Annotated in this window: 18 protein-coding genes, 1 tRNA gene and 1 pseudogene; 15 read left to right on the forward strand and 5 right to left on the reverse strand. The window is 68.1% G+C overall.

Going from position 1 to position 22,454, the window contains the following annotated elements:
- Positions 1 to 20 precede the first annotated feature (20 nt).
- From rpoD to ACWPN8_RS06890, 5 genes are all read left to right on the forward strand, one after another.
- The gene (rpoD, locus tag ACWPN8_RS06870; protein WP_109095489.1) at positions 21 to 2,054 is read left to right on the forward strand and encodes an RNA polymerase sigma factor RpoD; all 2,034 of its coding nucleotides are present in this window, start codon (positions 21 to 23) and stop codon (positions 2,052 to 2,054) included.
- A 145-nt stretch (positions 2,055 to 2,199) separates the two neighbouring features.
- Positions 2,200 to 2,275: transfer RNA gene (locus ACWPN8_RS06875), tRNA-Ile, on the forward strand.
- Positions 2,276 to 2,330: 55 nt separating this feature from the next.
- Positions 2,331 to 4,004 (forward strand): tetratricopeptide repeat protein, encoded by a 1,674-nt coding sequence (locus ACWPN8_RS06880; protein WP_492240291.1) that lies wholly within the window; start codon positions 2,331 to 2,333, stop codon positions 4,002 to 4,004.
- A gap of 260 nt (positions 4,005 to 4,264) precedes the next feature.
- The gene (locus ACWPN8_RS06885; protein WP_042703142.1) at positions 4,265 to 4,774 is read left to right on the forward strand and encodes a sigma-70 family RNA polymerase sigma factor; all 510 of its coding nucleotides are present in this window, start codon (positions 4,265 to 4,267) and stop codon (positions 4,772 to 4,774) included.
- Positions 4,774 to 5,718: an anti-sigma factor family protein gene (locus ACWPN8_RS06890; RefSeq protein WP_492240292.1), complete on the forward strand. Its 945-nt coding sequence runs from the start codon at positions 4,774 to 4,776 to the stop codon at positions 5,716 to 5,718. Before ACWPN8_RS06885 ends, ACWPN8_RS06890 begins: the two co-directional genes overlap by 1 nt.
- A 94-nt stretch (positions 5,719 to 5,812) precedes the next feature.
- Here the strand turns inward: ACWPN8_RS06890 and ACWPN8_RS06895 are convergent, their stop codons facing one another.
- Positions 5,813 to 6,463: an alpha/beta hydrolase gene (locus ACWPN8_RS06895; protein ID WP_492240293.1), complete on the reverse strand. Its 651-nt coding sequence runs from the start codon at positions 6,461 to 6,463 to the stop codon at positions 5,813 to 5,815.
- 139 nt (positions 6,464 to 6,602) lie between these two features.
- Between ACWPN8_RS06895 and ACWPN8_RS06900 the strand changes: the two genes are divergently transcribed.
- The 8 genes from ACWPN8_RS06900 (at position 6,603) to ACWPN8_RS06935 (ending at position 15,525) form a co-directional block, all read left to right on the forward strand.
- A complete protein-coding gene (locus ACWPN8_RS06900; protein ID WP_492240294.1) occupies positions 6,603 to 7,442 on the forward strand; it encodes an SRPBCC family protein in 840 nt (279 codons plus the stop codon).
- Positions 7,439 to 8,620: a zinc-dependent alcohol dehydrogenase gene (locus tag ACWPN8_RS06905; protein ID WP_492240295.1), complete on the forward strand. Its 1,182-nt coding sequence runs from the start codon at positions 7,439 to 7,441 to the stop codon at positions 8,618 to 8,620. Before ACWPN8_RS06900 ends, ACWPN8_RS06905 begins: the two co-directional genes overlap by 4 nt.
- Positions 8,621 to 8,638: 18 nt before the next feature.
- Complete coding sequence (locus ACWPN8_RS06910; protein ID WP_492240296.1) at positions 8,639 to 8,893, forward strand: hypothetical protein; 255 nt, start codon at positions 8,639 to 8,641, stop codon at positions 8,891 to 8,893.
- Positions 8,894 to 8,995: 102 nt separating this feature from the next.
- On the forward strand, positions 8,996 to 9,718 hold the full coding sequence (locus ACWPN8_RS06915) for a DUF6683 family protein (protein WP_492240297.1): 723 nt from the start codon (positions 8,996 to 8,998) through the stop codon (positions 9,716 to 9,718).
- Between the two features lie 222 nt (positions 9,719 to 9,940).
- Positions 9,941 to 11,923, forward strand: coding sequence for a malto-oligosyltrehalose trehalohydrolase (gene treZ, locus ACWPN8_RS06920; RefSeq protein ID WP_492240298.1), 1,983 nt, complete (start codon positions 9,941 to 9,943; stop codon positions 11,921 to 11,923).
- A 28-nt stretch (positions 11,924 to 11,951) separates the two neighbouring features.
- Complete coding sequence (locus ACWPN8_RS06925) at positions 11,952 to 14,033, forward strand: amylo-alpha-1,6-glucosidase (RefSeq protein ID WP_492240299.1); 2,082 nt, start codon at positions 11,952 to 11,954, stop codon at positions 14,031 to 14,033.
- Between the two features lie 576 nt (positions 14,034 to 14,609).
- A complete protein-coding gene (locus tag ACWPN8_RS06930) occupies positions 14,610 to 15,026 on the forward strand; it encodes a hypothetical protein (RefSeq protein WP_492240300.1) in 417 nt (138 codons plus the stop codon).
- A 136-nt stretch (positions 15,027 to 15,162) separates the two neighbouring features.
- Positions 15,163 to 15,525 (forward strand): hypothetical protein, encoded by a 363-nt coding sequence (locus ACWPN8_RS06935; RefSeq protein WP_492240301.1) that lies wholly within the window; start codon positions 15,163 to 15,165, stop codon positions 15,523 to 15,525.
- Between the two features lie 22 nt (positions 15,526 to 15,547).
- On the opposite strand, the gene ACWPN8_RS06940 is transcribed toward ACWPN8_RS06935, so the two are convergent.
- Entirely contained in the window at positions 15,548 to 17,179 is a 1,632-nt protein-coding gene (locus ACWPN8_RS06940; protein ID WP_492240302.1) for a polysaccharide deacetylase family protein, read from the reverse strand.
- A 315-nt stretch (positions 17,180 to 17,494) separates the two neighbouring features.
- Between ACWPN8_RS06940 and ACWPN8_RS06945 the strand changes: the two genes are divergently transcribed.
- Positions 17,495 to 17,863, forward strand: a complete 369-nt coding sequence (locus tag ACWPN8_RS06945; RefSeq protein WP_109095500.1) for a DUF2934 domain-containing protein — start codon at positions 17,495 to 17,497, stop codon at positions 17,861 to 17,863.
- 34 nt (positions 17,864 to 17,897) lie between these two features.
- Here the strand turns inward: ACWPN8_RS06945 and ACWPN8_RS06950 are convergent, their stop codons facing one another.
- Positions 17,898 to 19,226 (reverse strand): L,D-transpeptidase family protein, encoded by a 1,329-nt coding sequence (locus ACWPN8_RS06950; RefSeq protein WP_247872714.1) that lies wholly within the window; start codon positions 19,224 to 19,226, stop codon positions 17,898 to 17,900.
- A gap of 487 nt (positions 19,227 to 19,713) precedes the next feature.
- Here ACWPN8_RS06950 and mepK point away from each other — a divergent pair, with 487 nt between their 5' ends.
- Entirely contained in the window at positions 19,714 to 20,253 is a 540-nt protein-coding gene (gene mepK, locus ACWPN8_RS06955) for a peptidoglycan L,D-endopeptidase MepK (protein WP_492240303.1), read from the forward strand.
- 646 nt (positions 20,254 to 20,899) lie between these two features.
- Here the strand turns inward: mepK and ACWPN8_RS06960 are convergent.
- Together ACWPN8_RS06960 and ACWPN8_RS06965 are read right to left on the reverse strand one after the other, a co-directional pair.
- A pseudogene (locus ACWPN8_RS06960) lies at positions 20,900 to 21,155 on the reverse strand (helix-turn-helix domain-containing protein); the annotation flags it as partial.
- A 543-nt stretch (positions 21,156 to 21,698) separates the two neighbouring features.
- Positions 21,699 to 22,448, reverse strand: a complete 750-nt coding sequence (locus tag ACWPN8_RS06965) for a hypothetical protein (protein ID WP_492240304.1) — start codon at positions 22,446 to 22,448, stop codon at positions 21,699 to 21,701.
- Positions 22,449 to 22,454 lie beyond the last annotated feature (6 nt).

Raw genomic sequence — 22,454 nt, forward strand, 5'->3', positions numbered from 1 at the left:
AATGCGGGGGCACCGATCGCATGGCCACGAAAGCTGCGAACAGCGTGGAAGTTTCCGAAACGCGGGAGGAATCCGCAGACGGTCCTCTGATGGACGGCATGGGTTTGGCCGTCAAGAAGATGATCGCCCGCGGCAAGGAGCGCGGGTATGTCACCTATGACGAGCTGAACGCAGCGCTGCCACAGGATTCGTCCTCGTCCGAGCAGATCGAAGACACGATGGCGATGCTGTCCGAGATGGGCATCAACATCGTCGAATCGGAAGAGCAGGATTCGGAGAACAGCGGCGAGGGTGCGGGCGAGGGCGAAGGCCGCTCGTCGGGCAACCTCGACGACGACGACATCGGCCGCACCGATGACCCCGTGCGCATGTATCTGCGCGAGATGGGATCGGTGGAGCTGCTGTCGCGCGAGGGCGAAATCGCCATCGCCAAGCGGATCGAAGCCGGCCGCGAGATGATGATCGGCGCGATCTGCGAATCGCCCCTGACCATCCGCGCCATCCTGGAGTGGCATGATTCCCTGATGGAAGGGAAGATGCTGCTGCGCGACATCATCGATCTGGACGCCACCTATGGCGGCGGCCCGGATGGCGAGGAGTTGCCGGAAGGGCTGGCCGACGTTGTTGACGCCACCGGCGCCCCCGGCGCCCCCGGCGCAGGCGCTTCCGCCGTTGCCGCGCCCGCCGCCGACGCTCCGCCGGCCGAAGAGGACGGCGACGAGCCGCGCCCGCCGCGCGCCGAAGGCGAGGGCGAAGAGGGCGAGGAAGGCGACGAGGGCGAAAACAGCCTGTCGCTGTCCGCGATGGAAGCCGCGCTGAAGCCGCAGGTCATCGAGACCTTCGAGAACATCAAGGCGACCTACGACAAGCTGCACAAGCTGCATGAGGCCCGCATGGGCGCGATGCAGCGCGGCGAGGACGTCGGCAAGCAGACGGACAAGAAGTACGACAAGCTGAAGCTCGAGATGGTCGAGCTGATGAACACCGTCCGCCTGAACAACCAGCGCATCGAGCAGCTGGTCGAGCAGCTCTATGGCCTGAACCGCAAGCTGACCGGCTTCGAGGGCCGCCTGCTGCGCATGGCCACCGAGTGCCGGGTGAAGCGCGAGGACTTCCTGAACCAGTATTTCGGCCACGAGCTGGACCCGAACTGGCTGGAGCGCATCCGCGGCCTGAACCCCAAGACCTGGGGCAAGTTCGCGGAGAAGTACGACGGCGAAATCCGCAAGACGCGCGAGTCGATCTCGAACGTCGCCGAGGAAGCGCGTCTGCCGATCAACGAGTTCCGCCGCATCGTCTCCACCGTCCAGAAGGGCGAGAAGGAAGCGAGCCGGGCCAAGAAGGAGATGGTCGAGGCCAACCTGCGTCTCGTCATCTCCATCGCCAAGAAGTACACGAACCGCGGCCTGCAGTTCCTAGACCTGATCCAGGAGGGCAACATCGGCCTGATGAAGGCGGTGGACAAGTTCGAGTACCGGCGCGGCTACAAGTTCTCGACCTACGCCACCTGGTGGATTCGCCAGGCCATCACCCGCTCCATCGCGGACCAGGCGCGGACCATCCGCATCCCGGTCCACATGATCGAGACGATCAACAAGCTGGTCCGCACCAGCCGCCAGATGCTGCACGAGATCGGCCGCGAGCCGACCCCGGAAGAGCTGGCCGAGCGGCTGATGATGCCGCTGGAGAAGGTCCGCAAGGTCCTGAAGATCGCCAAGGAGCCGATCTCCCTCGAGACGCCGATCGGCGACGAGGAGGATTCGCATCTCGGCGATTTCATCGAGGACAAGAACGCCGTCCTGCCGCTTGACGCCGCCATCCAGGCGAACCTGCGCGAGACGACGACCCGCGTCCTGGCCTCGCTGACTCCGCGCGAGGAGCGCGTGCTGCGCATGCGCTTCGGCATCGGCATGAACACCGACCACACGCTGGAAGAGGTCGGCCAGCAGTTCAACGTGACCCGCGAGCGTATCCGCCAGATCGAGGCGAAGGCGCTGCGCAAGCTGAAGCACCCGTCGCGGTCGCGCAAGCTGCGCAGCTTCCTGGATACCTGATTGGGATACCTGATCGGGAAGCGCATCGTTCGAGACGAAGCGGGGGCCTTTCGGCCCCCGTTTTCGTTTTCGGGTTTCCGCGTCGGAGCGGTGAACGAGGGGTTGCAATTCCCCAAAGCTTTGTCGCAAAGTGCGGCCCGCGGTAGGGCCTGTAGTTCAGCGGTTAGAACGCGCCGCTCATAACGGTGTTGTCGTCGGTTCAAATCCGGCCGGGCCCACCACGCCTCCCCGACCGACCCAACACTCTCCTTGGGGGCATGGCGGGGGGGCATATTCGTGGGCGACGTTCTCCAACTCATTCAATCGGCGGCGGCCGCTTTGCAGCGGCGGGAACCGGCAGCGGCGCGCAGGGCGCTGCGGCAGGCGCTGGCGCTCGATCCGGGGCGCGGCGACGGCTGGAGCATCCTCGGCGTCGCGGCCATCGGCAGCGGCGATGCGGTGGGTGCGCTGGCGCCGTTCAGGCGGTCGCTGTGCAGCGCGCCGGGCAATCCCGCCTATGCGCGCAACCTCGCGGCCTGCATGAAACGGCTGGGGCGGGTGGAAGAGGCCGCCGCCGTCCTGCATCGGGCGGCGCTTGCCGGTGCGCTCGCTCCCGACCTGTTCTGCGATCTCGCCGATCTGCGGCTGGGGAGCGGCGACGCATCGGCGGCGCTGCCGCTTTACCGGCTGGCGCTGCTGCTGGCGCCCGACCATGGGCGCAGCCTGAACAATCTGGCGGAGACCCTGCGCCGGCAGGCCATGCCGGAGGCGGCGACCGAACTGGGCCGGCTGGCCCGGCTTCGCGGCACGGCGCCGGCCTGGGCCTCGGCAGGGGCGGAACTGGTCGAGGCGGGGCGGATCGAGGAGGCGCAGCCGGCGCTCTGCCGGGCGCTGGCGCTCGATCCGGCCGATCCGGCAAGCTGGAGCAATCTCGGATTCGCGCATCTGCAACGGCACCGGGCGGAAGCGTCGGTGGCGGCCTTCGCCCAGGCCCGCCGCCTCGATCCGGCGCTGGCGGAGGCGGCGGTCGGGCAGGGCAGCGCGCTGATGCTGATGGGGCGCTTGCGCGAGGGGGCGGCGCTCTATGAGGAAAGGCTGCGGCTGCCGCTGTTCCAGCCGCCGCGGCGTTTCGACCGGCCGGATTGGGACGGCAGCATCCGGCCGGGGGCGACCCTGCTGATCCATGCCGACCGTGGCATTGGCGATGCGATCCAGTTCATCCGCTATGCGCCGATCCTGCGGGCGCAGGGGATGCGGGTGCTGTTCTGCGGCCAGGAGAACCTGCTGGGGCTGCTGCGGTCCTCAGGCATCGTCGATGCCGCCTTCGGCTATGACGAGGACTTGCCGCCCTACGACATGCACGCCCATGTGATGAGCCTGGTCCACCGGATGGGAACCGAACTGGACAGCATTCCCGCGGACACTCCCTATCTGCACGCTTCGCAGGCGGCGAGGGATCTCTGGGCCGGGAGGGCCGCGGGTCTGGCGGGGCTGAGGATCGGCATCGTCTGGGCCGGGTCCGTGCATTTCCGCTATGACCGCGTCCGCTCGCCCCGGCTGGAGCCGCTGCTGCCGCTGTTCGGCATTCCGGGAACGACCGCGGTGGTGCTCCAGTTCGGGCAGGGGCGCGACGACATGGCCAAATTCCCGCTGCCCGCCGGCACCGTCGATTGGGGCTGCTCGTTGCAGGGCATGGACAACACCGCGGCGGCCCTGGGGGAGCTGGATGTGGTGGTCAGTTCCTGCACCTTCATGGCCCATCTGGCCGGCGCGCTGGGCCGGCCGGTGTCGGTGCTGCTGCATGCCGGGTCGGAATGGCGCTGGCTGAGCGGGCGAGAGGAGTCGCCCTGGTATCCGACGGCGCGGCTCTACCGCCAGGCGGCTCCCGGCGACTGGTCGGGGCCGGTGGAGCGGCTGCGGGCCGATCTGGCGGCGTTGGCGGAGCGGCGGATTGCCCTGGCCGGCAACTGACGGGGCCGCTCTGAAGCCTTTTCGGCACAAGCGTGGCCGTGCCGCACAAATTTTGCTGCAAGCCTCATAAAGTCTGGAATAAAGGATGCGCGGCGCGCGTTCGCACCCATATGCATCGGGTCTCCCATTCGGCCGCAAGGTCGAAGGAGCCGGCCCGGCCTCTGGAGTTGCGGCGCCCTCGTCGTCCCGTCCGCCTTGTCGGCAGAAGGGGAGGCCATGGCGTGAGCCGTGGCGTGATCGGTTAAGGATCGGGTGCGCGGTTGAGCAAATTCGGGGTCGATCTGGAAGTCCACATCGCGTCCTTGCGGCGCTACGCGCGTGCGCTGATGCGCAACAGCGCGGATGCGGAGGATCTGGTGCAGGAGGCGCTGACGCGCGCGGTGGCGCGTGCCGACAGCTTCCAGGCGGGGACGAACCTGCGGGCATGGCTTTTCACCATCCTGCACAACGTCCACGTCAATCAGGTCCGTTCCAAGGCGGCCCGGCCGCAGGAGGTCGATGTCGATGACGTCGAATCCAAGCTGGTCAGTCCGCCCCGGCAGGAAGAGCGTGTCGAGCTGCGCGAGATGATGCGCGCGGTCGACGAGTTGCCGGAGGAACAGCGCAAGGTGCTGCTTCTGGTGGCGCTGGAGGGCCTGAAATACGACGAGGTCGCCGACATGCTCGGCGTGCCGATCGGGACCGTCATGTCGCGCCTGTCCAGGGCGCGCGAGGCGGTACGGGCGAAACTGGCGAACGAGGGTGGCGTTACCCTCCGGCGGGTGAAGTGATGAACGCGCATCAGGGACTGGGACGGGTCACGGAGGATGAGCTCCACGCCTATGTCGACGGGCAGCTGGACGGCAACCGCCGTCTGGCGGTGGAGCGATGGCTGGCCGAGGATCCGGAGGCGGCACGCCGGGCGGAGGATTACCGCGCCCAGGCGATCCTGCTGCACGAGATGTTCGACACCGTCCTGCGCGAGCCGCCGAGCGACAAGGTCCAGGAACTGTCCGACCGGCTGAAGGGGCGTGTCGCCTTCAACGACAATCGTCCGGCCTGGCATGCCCGTCCGCTGGTGCGTTTCGCCGCGGCGGTGATGCTGGTGGTCGCCGGCGCCGCCGGCGGCTGGATGGGCCGTGGCGTCGACCAGCAGGCCGCCGTCCCCGTCGCCCAGCAGCGCCAGACGCTCGCCACCTTCGCCCAGGAAGCCACCCAGGCGCACCGCTTCTACACCTCGGACGAACGCTTCCAGGTGGAGCTCGGCGCCGACAATCAGGACGAGCTGAACGGCTGGCTGTCCAAGCGGATGGGACGCGACGTGTTCGGGCCGGACCTTGGCCGCGTCGGCTATCGCCTGATCGGCGGCCGCTCGCTGCCGACCGATCTCGGCGCCGGCGCGCAGTACATGTATGCCAACGATGGCAACAAGCGGATCACCCTGTTCGTCGGCGCCCCGCAGAGCGGCAACCAGTCGAACTTCAGCTTCACCCAGAACGGCGACGTGGCGACCTTCTACTGGGTCGAAGGGCCGCTGGCCTACGCGCTGGCCGGCCGCCTGTCGAAGGAGGAGCTGCTGGAGATCGCCAAGGCGGTCTATCAGGACGTGAAGGCCGGCCCGCCGCGGCGCGAGGCCCCGCCGGAGCAGCCCCAGCAGCAGCCCCAACAGCAGCAGCAGGAGCAGCCGGCGGGCGTGCAGCCGATCAGTGACACGCACAAGGCCAAGGAAAGCTGAGAGGCTGTTCAAGGCAGATCGAGGGGGGCGCCGGTGGCGCCCCTTGTCGTTTCGGCAGAGCTTATCGTTTCGGCATGCCTTAAGTTTCTAGGCCTCATCGCTCCAGCAGATAGGTCTTCAGCCAGTCGCGCACCTCGCGGCAGACCGCCTCCGACGCCTCTTCCAGCGCGTGGCCGGTGCCGGGGACCAGAACCAGCTTCTTCGGCTCGCCCGCCTTGCGGTGGACATGAATAGAGCAGCTGGCCGGCAGAATCTCGTCCGCCTCGCCGTGGATCAGCAGGATGGGACAGGACAGGTCGCCGACCGGATCGGTGCCGTAGCCCTGGGTCGCCAGCGTCACCACGGTGCAGACCGCACCCCGGTTCGACGCCGCCGCCTGGATGACCACCGCGCCGCCGAAGGAATGGCCGACCAGCGCCACATGGTGGATGCCCTGCTGGCCCAGGAAGCTGAGCCCGCACAGCACGTCGTTCACCGCCTCCTCCAGGTCGCGCGGATCGCGGAAGCGCAGGCGCAGCGAGGCGACCCGGTCGGCGGTGAAATCCGCGGACAGGCGCGGATAAAGCCCGCGTGCCGGGCTGTCGAACCCGCCGCCGACCCCGCCGACCCACAGCACCGCCAGTTCGCCGTCCGGCACCGGGTAAAAGCGGGCCTGGACCGGGCCGCGGTCGGTTTCGAGTGTCACCGGCCGAAAGCCCTCGGCGTCGACGATGCCCATGGTGGCGTCCAGAAGCGGCACGGCCATCCTCCCATCCGATCTTTGCTGTAGGGACTAACAACGCAGACGCCCTGCGGTTGCCGCTTACCACAGCAGGTGAGGCAACGAAGCCGCAACCCGGCTGTTCTCTGTCCATGGTCTTTGCACAGACGGGAAAGGAGCGGCGATGGCGTCGAACAGTTTGACCGGGTGGGGTGGCCGCCGGCCGCAGCCGGACTCTCTCCTCTCTGGCCTGGGGTCCGGCCTTGCGGGGGTGGGATCGGGCGATGCCGCGACCGGCGGTCGCTGGCTTGCCATGGTCGGCGGTACGGCACTCGGCGTCCTGGGATTGCAGCGGCCGGGCTGGGGCGGGGCGATGATGGCGTTGGGCGGCGCCGGCCTGTTCGCCGCTGCTGCCCTCGGGCTGCGCCCTTTCGGCGAGCGGTCGCTGGGCACGGCACCGAACCCCGGCGCGTGGCGCCACCAGGGTCCGGCCACCCGCCGCCGCTCGCTGACGCCGGAACGCACGCAGGCGGTGGTCACCATCGCGTCGGATGCCGGGACGATCTTCCGCTTCTGGCGCAACTTCGCCAACCTGCCCAAGCTGATGCCGCAGCTTGAGCGGGTCGATGTGCTGTCGGCGACCGAAAGCCGCTGGATCGGCAAATCCGCGACAGCGTCCACCGGGGGGACAGCAGGCGAGGCGCCGAACTGGCGCTGCGTGCTGGACCGCGTCGACGAGGACCGGCTGCTGACTTGGCATACGGTGGGCGAGACGGCCCTGCCGCACCGCGCCTCGCTGATGCTGAGCCCGGCGCCGGGCGACCGCGGGACTGAGGTGCGGCTGACGCTGGTCTACCGCGTGCCGGCGACCGAGGTGGCGGCGCTGCTGGGCACCACGCCGGCTGCCCAGGCGGAGGAGGCGCTGCGCCGGCTGAAGCAGCGGGTGGAGACGGGCGAGCTGTCCACCATCGAGCGGCAGCCGCGCGGCGGAACCTCCGGTCCCTTCCGGGAGGCGACGGAATGAAGGCGCTCTGCTGGAACGGAACCAACGACCTGCGGGTGGAGCGGGTGCCCGACCCGGTGCTGGTCAATCCGCATGACGTGATCGTCAAGGTGGCGCTGTCGTCGGTCTGCGGGTCGGACCTGCACCTGCTCGACGGCTATGTACCGACCATGCGGCCCGGCGACATCATCGGCCACGAGTTCCTGGGCGAGATTGTCGAGAAGGGGCCGGAGGTCCGCTATCTCAACCGCGGCGACCGGGTCATCACGGTGTCGATCATCGGCTGCGGCCAGTGCGGGCACTGCCGGCACGGCGAAAGCTCGCTGTGCGACAACTCCAACCCGAATCCGGACTATGCCCGCACCGCCTACGGCCATTGCGGCGCCGGCATCTTCGGCTACAGCCATGCCTTCGGCGGCTATGCCGGCAGCCATGCCGAGTACATCCGCGTGCCCTATGCCGACTTCAACGCATTCCGCGTGCCCGACGGGGTGAGCGACGAGAAGGCGGTCTTCGTCTCCGACGCGGTGCCGACCGGCTACATGGCCGCCGACATGGCGGGCATCAAGCCGGGCGACGTGGTGGCGGTGTGGGGCTGCGGCGGCGTCGGCCAGATGGCGATCCGCAGCGCCTTCCTGCTGGGGGCGGAGCGGGTGATCGGCATCGACCGCGTACCCGACCGGCTGCGCGCCGCCCAGATGAAGGCAGGGGCGGAAACGCTGGATTACAGCCGGGTCGACATCTTCGACGCGCTTCAGGCGATGACCGGCGGGCGCGGTCCCGACGTCTGCGTCGACGCCGTCGGCATGGAGGCCGACAGCGGATCGAACGCGGTGGAGGATTTCTATGACCGCGCCAGGCAGGCGGTGGGGCTGCAGACCGACCGGCCGGCGGTGCTGCGCCAGATGATCGAGAGCTGCCGCAAGGGCGGCACCCTGTCCATCGTCGGCGTCTATGGCGGGCTGATCGACAAGTTCCCGATGGGGGCGGCGATGAACAAGGGCCTGACCTTCCGCATGGGCCAGCAGAATGGCCAGCGCTATGCCGAGCGGCTGTTCGAGCACATCCGCAACGGCGAGTTGGACCCCTCCTACCTGATGACGCACCGGCTGCCGCTGGACGACGGCCCGCAGGCCTACCGCATGTTCAAGGAGAAGGCCGACGACTGCCTGCGCGTCGTCTTCGCGCCGCAGGGGTGAAGCGACAAGGAGAGACAGATGGAACTGGTCTATGCCTATCCCGCGGAGCGTGGCCGGGGGGTGGAGGCCGAGATCGTCGGCAGCCTGCGCGACCGCTTCGGCACTGTCGTGCAGCGGGGGCGGGAGGAGCGGGACGCCGAGCGCGGCGACCGGTCCGACGTGGTGGTGACGCTGGAGGTCGGCGACGACAAGGCCGAGGCGGCGCTGACCGCGCTCCGCGCCCACCCGCTGGTGATCGATGCCGCCGCCCGGAGCTTCGGCGAGCGGGTGTGAGGAGGCTTTGACGCCGGAAGCGATACCTCCATCGGGTCTCTTTCCAGCGAGACCGGTCTGTCGTCCGCTCTCCGTCCTCGTGTCTCGAAAAAGGAAGGTCGGATGAGGAGGTTTCTGAGCGTCATGGCCCTGGCCGTCGCGCTGGGCGGGAGCGACGCGGCCGCCCAGCAGTCGATCATCGACGGCTGGGCGTGGAGCACCCTCGTGCCGTCGATTGCCCAGACCGACATACTGGGCACCCATCTGCGCGAACTGAGAAACGAGCAGGAACGGCGCAACACGCCGCCGCCGGATATCTCGCGGCTGGGATTCACGCCGTCGAAGGCGCGGCGCAGCGCCAATCTCGCCGCCTTCGTCGAAAAGACGCGGGCGGTCGATCCGAACGGCGCCGCCGATCTGCAAAGGCTGTTCGCCGAGGGCGACATCATCGAGCGGATCGGGGCGGCGATCGCCCCCGTCGGCCTGCGGACCGACAATCTCGCGGATGCCTATGCGCTGTGGTGGATCACCGCGTGGCAGGCGACGCGCGGCGACAACGACACGCTGGGCCGCGACATGTACGCCGTCGTCCGCGCCCAGTCGGCACGTGCGCTGAACGCCGCCGGCAGTCCGGGCAAGGCCTCCGATGCCGAGAAGCAGGAGCTTGCCGAGGCTCTGCTGGTCCAGACCATGCTGATCGACGTCGCGGTGGATCGGGCCAAGGGCAATCCCGCGCTCATGCGGCAGGTCCGCGCCGCCGTTGCCAAAGGCGCGCAGGGCATGGGGCTCGACATGGCCGGGATGGAGATCACCGGCGGCGGCTTCGTTCCCAATGGCAAGCGGTGAGGCGGCAAACGGTGAGGCGGCAAACGGTGAGGCGGCAAGAGGTGAGAAGTAGCAGGCGGTGAGGAGCCGCGGCATCGCCCGGCCGCTCATCCGGTCGTCGAACCCACCGCTAAATCCATAGTTTTCGAAACAATTCTCCACCTCCGGCGTGATCACACCGCCTCGCTCCTGTTTAGCGTAGGCACAGCGGAAATCCGCATCACTCACCGGGGGGCCGTTGCCGTGACGATTTCCGCCGCAATTCCGCTTGTCGAGCAGGCGCAGGCCACTGTCGAACGCCGCTGGCCCATCGGGGTGGAGGTGCTGCCCGGAGGCGCCCATGCCAGGGTCTGGGCGCCCGATGCCGAGCGGGTGGAACTGGTCGCCGAACCGGAGGGGCGGGCAACGGTACTGGGCGACGAGGGGAACGGCTATTTCTCCGGGGCGGTTCCGGAGTTGGAGGCTGGCGGACTCTACCGCTTCCGGCTGGACGGGAAGGAGATGCTCTATCCCGACCCGATATCGCGCTTTCAGCCGGAGGGGTCGCATGGGGCCTCGCAATTGGTCGATCCACACCGCTTCGCCTGGACCGACCAGGGCTGGCAGGGCCGCGCTATCAAGGGGCAGGTGATCTACGAGATGCACATCGGCACCTTCACACCCGAAGGGACCTGGGATGCCGCGCTGGCGGAGCTGCCGAGGCTGGCCGATCTGGGCGTGACGGTGCTGGAGCTGATGCCGGTGTCGGAGTTTCCCGGCCGCTTCGGCTGGGGCTATGACGGGGTGAACCTGTTCGCGCCGACGCGGCTCTATGGCGATGACGATGCCATGCGGCGCTTCGTGAATGAGGCCCATCGGCTGGGGCTCGCCGTCATTCTCGACGTCGTCTACAACCATTTCGGGCCGGACGGCAATTATTTGAAGTGCTTCGCCAAGGACTACTTCACCGACCGCTACAAGAACGACTGGGGCGAGGCGATCAACTTCGACGGCCCCAATTCGGAGCCGGTGCGGGAGTTCTTCCTGACCAACGCCGCCTTCTGGATCGAGGAATACCACCTGGATGGGTTGCGGTTGGACGCCACCCAGTCGATCAATGACGGCAGCGAAGCCCAGGGCAAGCCGCACATTCTGACTGAAATCTCGCGTGCCGTGCGCCAGGCCGCCGGCGGGCGCGCCACCATTGTCGTGGGGGAGAACGAGCCGCAGCATGTCAGCATGGTGAAGCCGGCCGAAGAGGGTGGCTGCGGGCTGTGCGCCATCTGGAACGACGACCTGCACCATTCGGCGATGGTGGCGCTGACCGGCCGGATGGAGGCCTACTACACCGATTATCGCGGCACACCGCAGGAGTTCGTGTCGGCGATGAAGTACGGCTTCCTTTACCAGGGACAGTGGTATCGCTGGCAGCGCAAGCGGCGCGGCATGCCGGCCTTTGGCGTGCCAAGCCCGGCCTTCGTCAGCTTCCTGCAGAATCACGACCAGATCGCCAACTCCGCGCGCGGGCTGCGGTTGCATGCCCTGACCACGCCGGGCCGACTGCGGGCGATGACGGCATTGTTCCTGCTGGGACCCGGCACGCCGATGCTGTTCCAGGGCCAGGAATTCGCCGCCAGCGCCCCCTTCCTCTATTTCGCCGACCACAAGCCGGATCTGGCGGGACTGGTCGAGAAGGGCAGGGCGGAGTTCCTGGCCCAGTTCCCCAGCATCGTTGGGCCGGCGATGCAGGCGGCCCTGCCGAAGCCGCATGCCGAGGACAGCTTCACCCGCTGCAAGCTCGACCATCGCGAGCGGGAAAGCAATGCCGCGGTCTGGGCGCTGCACCGCGACCTGCTGCGCCTGCGCCGCGAGGACCCGGTCTTCGCCGCCCAGTGCACCGGCGGACTGGACGGCGCCGTGTTGGGGGAGGAGGCTTTCGTCCTGCGCTTCTTCGGGGAAGAGGGCGACGACCGGCTGCTGCTGGTCAACCTCGGCCGCGACCTCACCTTGACTGTGCTGGCCGAGCCGCTGCTGGCGCCACCCCTCGACGGCGCCTGGACGGTGCTGTGGTCCAGCGAGGAGCCCGCCTATGGCGGTTGCGGCACGGCGGCGGTGGAGCAGCCGGACGGAGCGTGGCGGCTGCCCGGCCATGCGGCGCTGGTTTTGGGACCGGCACATGGCTTTTCGACGGAAAGCGACGATGAGGGAGGCAACACAACCCCGGTCATCGTGGTTTCCCAAGGATAGGAAACCGATAGCTGAGCATAGGTCCACCATGGCTGATTTCGTCCGCACCCTGTCACGCGAGGTCCTGAACACCGGTCCGAAAGGTGCCGAAACCCGTGAATGGCTGGTTGCCAACGGTCTTGGCGGCTACGCCTCCGGGTCGGTGTCGGGGGCGGTGACACGGCGTTATCACGGGCTGCTGATCGCCGCACTGCCGGCCCCGCTCGGCCGCGTGCTGATGCTGAGCCAGTTGAGCGACGTGGTCATCGACTCCGACGGTCACCGCTACCGGCTGAGTTCCCGCGACACTGGCGGTGATCCAGGCGGCGGTGATCCAGGCGGTGGCGATCCGGCCGGCGGCGAAGCGGGGGAGGAGGGGCAGACCGCCGCCCTGCAGGAATTCCGCATGGAGACCGGGCTGCCGGTCTGGCGCTTCCGTGCCGGCGGGGCGGTGATCGAGAAGCAGGTCGTCCTGCCGCACGGCCAGAACATCGTCCACGTCACCTACCGGGTGATGGAAGCGAAGGCACCGGTGCAGCTGCGGCTGAGGCCGGTGCTGGCCTTCCGCACGCTGGAATCGGCGGTGGACCGCCCGCTGGCCGGGGCCTATCGAATCACCGCGTCGGGGCAGCAATATGAGGTCTCGGCCGGGCCCGACCTGCCGGTGCTGCGCATGGCCATCGAAGGCGGCGATTTCCCGATGACGCTCGACGGCGGTATCCGCCGCGACGTCTATTACCGGGTGGAGGATGAACGCGGCTACCAGTCGCGCGGGTCGCTGTGGACGCCGGGCTATTTCAGCGGCGAGGTCGGGGCAGGCCAGAGCATCACCTTCGCCGCCGCGACCGAAGACTGGTGGCGGCTGGAGGCCCTGCCGCCGGCCGACGTGCTGGGCTTCGAGGCGGAACGCCGCCGCCGCATCATCCAGAACGCCCACCCCAGCTTGCGCGACGGCGCGATGGCGGAACTGGTGCTGTCGGCCGACAGCTTCCTGTTCGTGCCGGCCGGCCGGGTCGCCGACCAGATGCGGGCGCGGGCGGAGGGTGACGAGGTGCGGACGGTGATCGCCGGCTACCACTGGTTCACCGATTGGGGCCGCGACACCATGATCGCGCTGGAGGGGCTGACGCTCGCCACCGGACGCCATCTGGAGGCGGGGTGGATCCTGCACACCTTCGGCCATTACATCCGCGACGGCCTGATCCCCAACATGTTCCCCGACGGCAAGGACCGCGGGCTGTACCACACCGCCGACGCCACGCTGTGGTTCTTCCACGCGCTTCACCGCTATCTCGGCGTCACCGGCGACCGCGACACGCTGCGCCTGCTGCTGCCCAAGCTGCGCGAGGTGATCGACTTCCACCGCCGCGGCACCCGCTTCGGCATCGGCGTCGATCCCCGGGACGGGCTGCTGCGCCAGGGGCAGGAGGGCTACCAGCTGACCTGGATGGACGCCAAGGTCGATGACTGGGTGGTCACGCCGCGCCGCGGCAAGGCGGTGGAGATCAACGCGCTGTGGCACAACGCCCTGCGGCTGACGGCCGGCTGGCTGCGCGAGGAGGACGGCGAGGCCGCCGCCCGCCCGCTGGAGGAATTGGCCGATCAGGCGCGCGCCTCGTTCAACGCGCGCTTCTGGTGCCCGTCCGCCGGGCACCTGTTCGATGTGGTGGATGGCGAGCATGGCGACGACATCGCCTGCCGGCCCAACCAGATCTTCGCCGTCTCGCTCGACCATCCGGTTCTGGAGCGCGAGCGCTGGGAGCCGGTGGTGGAGACGGTGCGCAAGCACCTGCTGACCCCGTTGGGGCTGCGGTCGCTGGCGCCGGGCTGCCGCGACTACAAGGCGAAATATTTCGGCGACCTGCGGGCGCGTGACGCCGCCTACCACCAGGGCACCGTCTGGGGCTGGCTGATCGGCCCCTATGTCGATGCCTGGCTGAAGCTGCATCCGGAGGACAAGGAAGGCGGGCGCCGGCTGCTTGAGGGGTTCCTGCCCCATCTGGACGAGGCCGGCATCGGCACCATCAGCGAAATCTTCGATGCGGAGGCCCCGTTCACCCCGCGCGGCTGCATCTCGCAGGCCTGGAGCGTGGCCGAAGTGCTGCGCTGCTGGGTGAAGACGGAAAGCTAGGCGGCGCCGGGGGTTGCGGACGTCACCCACCCGAAGGTCATAGGGCGGCCGATGGGGGCCGCCTTACCCGCATCGATGGTGCAATGCCCTTGGGAGCAGTTGTCAACAGGGCACAACAGGGTGTGAAATCGCAGGGTCCGGTGAAATGTGACAGATTTCAGTTGACACGCCCCTGGGGCCCCGACAGCCGGAAAAACGTGATTATTCTTATAAATCAGGTGGTTGCGTAGATTGCCTGATTTTTGGGCAAACACAGCAGGCCCCTTGAATCGCCTTGCGCGAATCGGGACTGCCCACGGCTTGCCCACACAGTTATCCACAGCCTCTGTGGAGACCGCAGGCGAGGCCGGCGGCCAAGCCCTTCGTCGTGCCTATCCAATGAACCTGTCCATAAGATGCCTTTACTTTGGGCAGGGATCGGTCCGGCGCTCAGCGTAAGGGGGTAACCGTATTGGATTTTGGCCAGACCGGAGAAAGCACCCTATAGTTCCCAAACCGGTTCCTTCGGCAATCCGAAGGGGCCAAGCGAATGAGACCGTACGGGGTGCGGGGAGAACAGCCAGAGCGGAGGTGCCAATGCGGAGCGTTGTGCGAGGCGTCGCCGGCTTGCCATACCCGGCAGTCCGGCCTGGGCTGGTCCCGACTGGGCTGATCCGGCCTGGGCCGGGCCGGGCCGGATGGGCGGACGGCGATGCCGTCGCCAAGCCGACCGAAGCGCCGGCACGGGGCCTCCTGGGCGGGCTGCCCGCCCTGGTCGGTCCGCTGCTGGGCGCGTCGGTGCTGGGGGCGCTGATCCTCCATCTCATGGCCAGCCTGGTTGCGCAGCTTCCGGCCACCGATGCGCTGGGGGCCCTGTCGGTGATTGTCGGCATGGCGGTTGTCCTCGTCACCCTGCTGCCCTTCACCTTGCTGTCCTTCAGGCGGGCGCAGCGGGCATGGGCGGCAATGCAGGGCTTCGGGCAGGAGACCGGGCAGGGCAGCGGCCGTCCCTGAGGCATCAGGCTTTTCCCTGACGGAAACCCGGCAGGATTTCGTTGCTACGCGAAGCGTGCCCGCGTTTAATCGCGGGCGGGGGCGGCATTCGCCCTTCCGTCCGTCGCAAGCGGGGGCGGCTTTCCGGGGGCAGGGTATGGGGCTTTTCGATTTTCTGAAGGTCTCGGTGGCCGACAAGAAGGCGGCCAAGCCGGCGGCCCGCATGCCGGTCAGCGTCATCCAGTGCGACGGAAAAAGCTATCCCATCGTGTCGCTGACGCCCAAGGGCTTCGTCGCCCGCGGTTTCGACGGGTCGCTGGTGGTCGGGCAGAACGCCAAGGTTGCGGTGCGCGTCGACGATGCCGCCGGCAAATTCACCTTCAACGCGACCGTTTCGGTGGTCGAGGTGAAGGGCGACAATGTCGGTGCGACCTGGAGCATCCTGCCGACGGAAGTCGATGCGGTGATCCGCCAATACGCCCAGAACCGCAAGAAGCAGGACGGCAAGGGCGCCCGCTGAAACACGGGCTTACAGGCGGTCGTTACTGGCGGCCGTTCGCCTCGTCCCCGCCCGCCGAGGGCATGCCGGCATTGACGATCTTCGGCAGCGCCAGGATGCGCGCCCGTTCCAGCCATTCCGACAGGGTGACGAACTCGCAGCCCTTGGCTTTCAGTTCGGCGATGACGCGGGGCAATGCCTGCGCCGTGCTGGGATAGGTGGAGTGCATCAGGAAGACGTTGCCCGGCAGCCCGCCCAGCTTGATCTGGCTGACGATCTTGTCGGCGTTGCGCACCTGCCAGTCGCGCGTGTCCACCGACCACAGGACGGATCCCATGCGCTCGTCCCGCGCGATGGTCAGCAGCTCTTCCGAATAGCGGCCGTAGGGAGGGCGGAACAGCACCGGATTGGCGCCGAAGCTGCGCAGGATGCGGTTGGTCTCCGCGATCTCGTAGCGGGCGCCGGTGGCGTCCATCTTGCGCAGGTCGGAATGGGTCAGGCTGTGGTTGCCGATCTCGTGCCCGGCGGCGACGAAATCATGGATCAGGTCGCCCTGCCGCTCGGCGATGCGGCCCACCGGGAAGTAGGTGGCGCGCACGCCTTCCTGGTTCAGGATGTCCAAGATCTGGCGGGTGACCGTGCGGTGCGGCCCGTCGTCGAAGGTCAGGGCGCAGAGGTTCCAGTTCTCCCGCTTCAGCGTCGCCGGCATCACGTCATAGCGCGAATCCGGCATCACCGAGCGCAGCCGGCCCTTGCGGCGGCTGTGCTGCTCGATGTCCGCCATGGTGCGGGCGTCTTCCTCGTTGTAGATGATCAGCCCGTCGGCTGGCGGCGTGGCGTTGGCCACCGACGGCGGCGGCGGAGCCAGCGGAGCGGCGACAGCCGAACCGATCGGCGCCAGCACGGAAGAGGTGGTTGTCGTCACCGTCTCGCGGTTGCCGGCCGGCTGCGGCGGCTTGGCCTCGGCGGCTGCGGCAGCCGGCATGGGGGCCGGGGCGACCGCCAGGGTCACGGCCGGCGGCTTTGCCGTTGCAGGGGCCGACGCAGCAGGCATAGCAGGGGCCAATCCCGGGATTGCCGAGGCGCCGCCCGCCGCCGGCGCGGACGGAGCAACGACAGTGGCAGTAGCGGCTGTCGCCGCCTTCTCTGCCGGCTTTTCGGCCACGGCCGGCCGGTCCACGAGGAGACAGCCGAAGCCGGCGCCGACGATCCGCCGGCACAGCGCCCGCGCGTCCGTGCCCTTGCCGACCTGGGCGTAGAGCGCCACGCCGGCACCGCTCTTCCCGTCCAGCGGCAGGACCGAAGCGGTCAGACCCGCGGTCAGGTCCCGCTCGCGCTGCTGCAAATTCTTCCAGCTCAGCCACGCATCGCCGTCGCGGGAATAGATGCCCAGCTGTAGAATCGGACCATCGGGCGCCGGGGCCGCCGCGGGCGTGGCGGCCTGCACCGGGACAGCAGGCTTCGCCTCCACCTTTACGGCGGACGGGCGCTTCGCGGCGGGCTCGGCAGCGGCTGCGGGCAGGGCGGGCAGGCCGAGCACGCAGGCCAGCAAAGCGACCTTGAGCAGGCCGGCGCGGTCACGCGGGGCCAGGGCGCCGCCTTGGCTTCGGACGGCATCGGCCGCCCGGGTCCGGGTGCTGGTTGAGGCGGGATTCGGCCAGAAAATGCGCAACATATCGGTCCCGTCGCTTGGCCCAGCCACTGTCTGCGGACCGCCGGTTGATGGCGGTGCAATATCATCACGATGGGGTTAATTCAAACGACAAGCGGCGGAATTGTGGCGGCTTCGCCGCTTTTCACAGGGGCGTTGCCGTTCGGAAACGGTAGCGGATGCGGGCAGTACGAAAGCATAGGGCGGAAGCGCGCCGGAACCGCCGGGGGAGCGGCGGGGTTCACTACAGGACCGGCGGGATGGGCCTGGGCGGCGACTGCCGCCGGGCGCCGTTCCCGCCTCCCCCCGCAAGCCCCACCCGTGAAGGAGACGACCCGTATGGCCGAGGATTTGGAAAGCCGCATCCGTCGGCGCGCGCACGAGATCTGGGTCAATGAAGGCCGGCCGGAGGGTCGTTCCGAGGCCCATTGGGAACTGGCCAGCGAAGAGATTGCCATCCAGGACAATTATCGTGACACGCTGAAGCCCAACCCCGCCGGCGGTCCGGAAGCGACCGCGATGCGAACCGAACCGGTCGAGCCGGTGCTGAGCATCGCCAATCAGGGCGAACAGCCCGGCCTCGCCGACCAGGGCGAGGAGATGGGCATCCCGATGCGCGGCGACCGCGACGTCTGGCCGACGCCGGAAGAGGCCGCATCGACCGCCGTGCCGCCCAACCGCAGCAAGAAGACGCGGCGCCGGGCCTGACCCTATAGGCAGGCGCCGCGCGGTCCGGCCTTCCTCAGACGCTGGACCTGCCTGCCGACTGTTCCGCCGTGCCGCTCTTGTCCAGCGGCATGGCGGCGCGGCCCGCGTCGGGCTGCCCGCCGCCGGGCGGCAGGGCAGCCGGAGCCGGCGCGGGGGCCGCGGCGGGCGTGGTGCCCGGAAGCGCACCGGGCAGCGGCGCCGGAACGGACACCGCGGCCGGCGCGTCGTCCAGCCGGTCATAGATGTCCGGATGCAGGCGGACCGCCCCATCGGCCTCAACGGTCGCGATCCAGTAGACGAACTGCACCGGCATCGGCGTCGCCAGCTTGACCCATTGCGGCTGCTGCCTGCTCAGCAGGCGGTCGATCCGCTCCGGCGTCACGCTGGTGCCCTGCAACAGCAGTTCGGCCAGCTTGCGCGGATCCTCCAGACGGACGCAGCCGGAGCTGATCGAGCGCAGCTCGCGGGCGAACAGCCGCGGCTCGTTGGTGCCGTGCAGATAGATGTCGTACGGGTTGGTCAGGTTGAAGCGGAAGCGGCCGAGCGCATTGTGGTCGCCCGGCTGCTGGACGATGCGGACGCGGCCCGGCGTGACGTCGTGCCAGTCGACCGTTTCCGGCGCCACCTCCTGCCCGTCGAGATAGACGATGGCGTTCTGGATGCCGGGCGTGCCCTTGGCGCGCAGGTTCGGCAGCTTGTCTTCCTTCAGGACGGTGGGCGGCACCGTCCAGGTGGGGTTGACGATGACGTGGGTGATGCGGTCGGTCAGCAGCGGCGTCTCGCGCGACGGCCGGCCGACGATGGCGCGCATCGTCAGCTCCTCCTCCCCGCCGCGGACCAGGGTGGTGGTCTGGTTGGTCAGGTTCACCACCAGGATATTGTCCGGGGCGGTGTCGCGGAAGCTGCGCATCGCGACGGCGCTCTGCCGCATCAGCGCCGCGGCCTCGGCCGGCGTGCGGTCGAGCGCCGCCCTCGTGCCGGCGCCGATCAGCCCGTCGGGCTTCATCCGCTGGGCGAGCTGGAAGGCCTTCACCGCGCGGTCGACGTCGACGGTGAACACCTCCGACACCTTGTCGGCCGGCAGCAGGCCGAGTTCGGCCAGACGCTGAGCCAGCCGGCCGACACGCTCGCCGCTGCTGCCCAGCTTCATCAGTCCGCCTTCCCCGATCCGGGTGGAGGTCTGCACGGGCGCGCTGTCCAACTCCACCGCGGCGGCGTCCAACCGGTCGGCCCACTGGGTCAACGTGTCGCGGTAGGGCAGGGCGTCCGCCGGCCCGGCCCCGAGCAGCGCCATCGCCGATGCGGCGGTCAGCGCCAGCAGGGCCAGCTTGCGGGACATGCGGAGGTCGGCGGAAGCGATCATGGCGGCACCTTCTGTCACTGTGGTCCAGCGCAGCATCGGAATGGATGCACCGCTGCCCTTCTGATCAATTTATGCAACGCAATAATGGAAGGCGAGGCGCGCGGCGAGAAATCCGGTCGATCATTCTTCCGGTGTGATCTTCCTGCCGCCGTCCTATGACCCGCCTATGCAAGAAGGTCACACTGCAAAATTTTTTAATTGCCTCAGCCGATGACCTTCCTTATACGAATATCCGTCCGGAGACGATTCACACCAGACGGGACGCTTCGGATCAGCGTTGGTCCTAAGGCTGATACTATACACCGCGGGCGCCGCGCGACCCGCCAAACGCCGAACGGCCACAGCGTAGAACGGCAAAAACGTAAGACGACGAGGTTCGGGGATGCATTTGGGGGATGATGAGCGTGCCGCACCGGCAATCGGGCGGCGCGGGTTCCTTGGTTTTGCCGCGGCGGCGGTATCTGCGGCTCTTCCGGCCGCATCGGGGATGATGACGGGGGTCGCCACCAGCGTGGTGACTGGTGTGGCGACGGCGCCGGTCCTTCTGGGATCGGGCTCTGTGGAAGCCGCTCCCCTGGCCGGCAGTGTCCGGCGCCTCAGCCTGCACAACATCAACACGCAGGAACGGTTCGACGGCGTCTATTGGGCTGACGGCAACTACAAGCCGGACGCGCTGCGCAAGCTTGACGTACTTCTGCGCGACCATCGCGCCAAGCAGGTCTGCCACTACGACCCGCGCCTGTTCGACCTGCTCGCCCGCGTTCACCAGAGCGTCGGATCCGACGATCCGTTCGAGGTGATCTGCGGCTACCGCTCCCGCCGCACCAATGCGATGGCCCGGCGCCGGTCGCGTGGCGTCGCGAAGGAGAGCTATCACACCCGCGGCATGGCCATCGACATCCGCCTTCCCGACACCCAGCTTCGCGCCATTTCCGAGACGGCGAAGGGGATGCAGTCCGGTGGCGTCGGCTTCTATCCGCGCAGCGGCTTCGTCCATCTCGACGTCGGTCCTGTCCGCAGCTGGTAAGGTCGGCAGCTGGCAAGGCCACGGGCAACCGTGCCCGTCCTGGTTTGAAAAAGGCTCCGCATCGGCCGATGCGGAGCCTTTTCCCATGGTGGCGCTTCGATGTGCTGTTGCTTCCGATCTGTTGGCGGTGAAGCGCTGCATTCTGGAATGCCGGACCGGATTCCGGTCCTGGATCAGCTTCTCGGCGACGGCTTGGACGCGCGCAGGATGTCGGTCGGGTCCCACACCGCGCCATGACGCCGGCGCGACTTGCTCTGGCTGGCGGCATCGGCCGACTTCACCGGCTTGACCCGCGGTGCATCGCTGCGCACCGGACGGCCGGCCTTGCGGACGCTTTCCCCCTCCGGACCGGTGGCGACGATCTCGGTGCCGGCGAGGCGGCTTCCGCCGTTGACCGGCGATTGCGAGCTGCCCGATCGGGGGGAGGCATCCGGTTCGCCGTCCTCACCCTCGCCGGGGCCTTCCGGCGGCTCCCTGATTTCGGGAGAGAGGGCGGAGAGCAGCGACAGCATCTCGTCCGACACATGGGAGGGGGCGGCGCGCCACAGGCGCAGCAACCGCGCCTCCCGCCGGCTGATCTGGCTGTCGCTGTCGTCAAACTCCTCGAAACCGCTGCGTGGGCGGCGTGGGCTGTCGGCATCGTTGTAGGTATCGAAAAAGAAACTGACGGGAACGTCCAGAACCTGGCTCAGCCGGTACAGGGTACCCGCCGAAATACGGTTGGAGCCGCGTTCGTATTTCTGGACCTGCTGAAAGGTCAGGCCGATCGCTTCGCCCAGTTTTTCCTGGCTCATTCCCAGCAGGGTTCGGCGCATCCGCACGCGCTGCCCGACATGGGCGTCCACAGACCAGGATTCCGGCGATCCGCGTCGTCCTCTTTTGCGCGCCGTCGGTTCACTCATGTCCATCGGTCTCCGCTGCCCAGTCTTCCGCGGCTTGTCTTTGCGAGAATGAAAATATTGTTTACACATTCGTTGAAGCGATTCAAGAGAAAACTTCTGAATATTGGTGTGTGTTTGCCATATGCCGATAGGCGCTGGTGGTGGTGCAGCATTCGCAGGGGTTGTCATATTACAGCTTTGTATTATTTCAGCCGCCGGTGAGAATCAATTGCGCCGAGGCTCTGCCGGAACCCTGTGCTCATCCCTTTGCGGAAATCACCGAGTCTTTGGGATCATCCATTGGTTGGGTCGATAGCTTTTCGATTATAGAAATTCCGTGATCGGGAACCGATAAGATTTGTACCGCCACAAATGGTGGTGGAAGGCCTTCTGGTTGTAATAAATAAACCGAAGGACAGAGAGAAACTTTCCTCTCCCAAGGCCGATACGGTCCGTCACGCTGCATGTCGACCCGGCCGGTCGGGCCGCATGGTTGGCCAGACAAGCGTTAATACTTAATTAACCTTATTAAGTCGCCGTTAACCATGGCCGAGAACCGGCGATTCAGGGGCGCGGGGGCCGTGGTGCGTGACTATCCGTATCGGCCTTCCGCGGGTTCCTCGTCCGGGCAATGCCGGACGGGTGGGAGGCCTCCATGGCCCAGGGGCCGCCGGCCATGGCGAAGCCTTCCACATGGTCGCGCAGCTTCTGGACCTGGGACGGCGTGACGGTGCGGCCGAAGCGGGACTTCAGCAGGGCGGCCAGCGCCCCGCGGGTCGGCCGGACGCCGCCGGTCGACAGAACGCGGTAGGCGACGAAGGCCTCGGCATAGAGCCGGATACGGTCCGGCCGTCCGCGCAGCTGCGCCGCCTGGGCGGACGGGTTGCCGTCCAGATGGTCGGCGAGCAGCGCCTCCGCCCGCGCCACGGTCAGATCCGGCAGGTCGGCGGCGACCGGCTCCGGCGGTTCGGGCCGGCCGATGGAATCGCGCCGCCGCCGCCGGCGCTGGCGCTCGCGGTCGCCGGCCCGCAGCCGCTCGGCATAGGCCGGGTCCGCCGCCCGCCGTTCGGTGCGGCTGCGGTTGGACTTCGCGGCACGCTCCGCCTCCCGCGCCCGCAGCATCGGGTCGCGCAGCAGGAAGGCCAGCTCGTCCGCGGTCAGCCGATGCGCCTGATCGGCGCCCGCCGGCAGGGGCCCGCCGTCGCGGCTTTCCCCGAGGCCGCCATCCTTGCCTCCGCTCTGGCCGTCGTCCTGATGGTCGCTGTCGTCCATCGCCGGGAAACGCGCGTCCGCCCGGTCCTGTTCCCGCGGCATTTCGCC

The sequence above is a fragment of the Azospirillum sp. UENF 112521 genome (assembly GCF_058780665.1).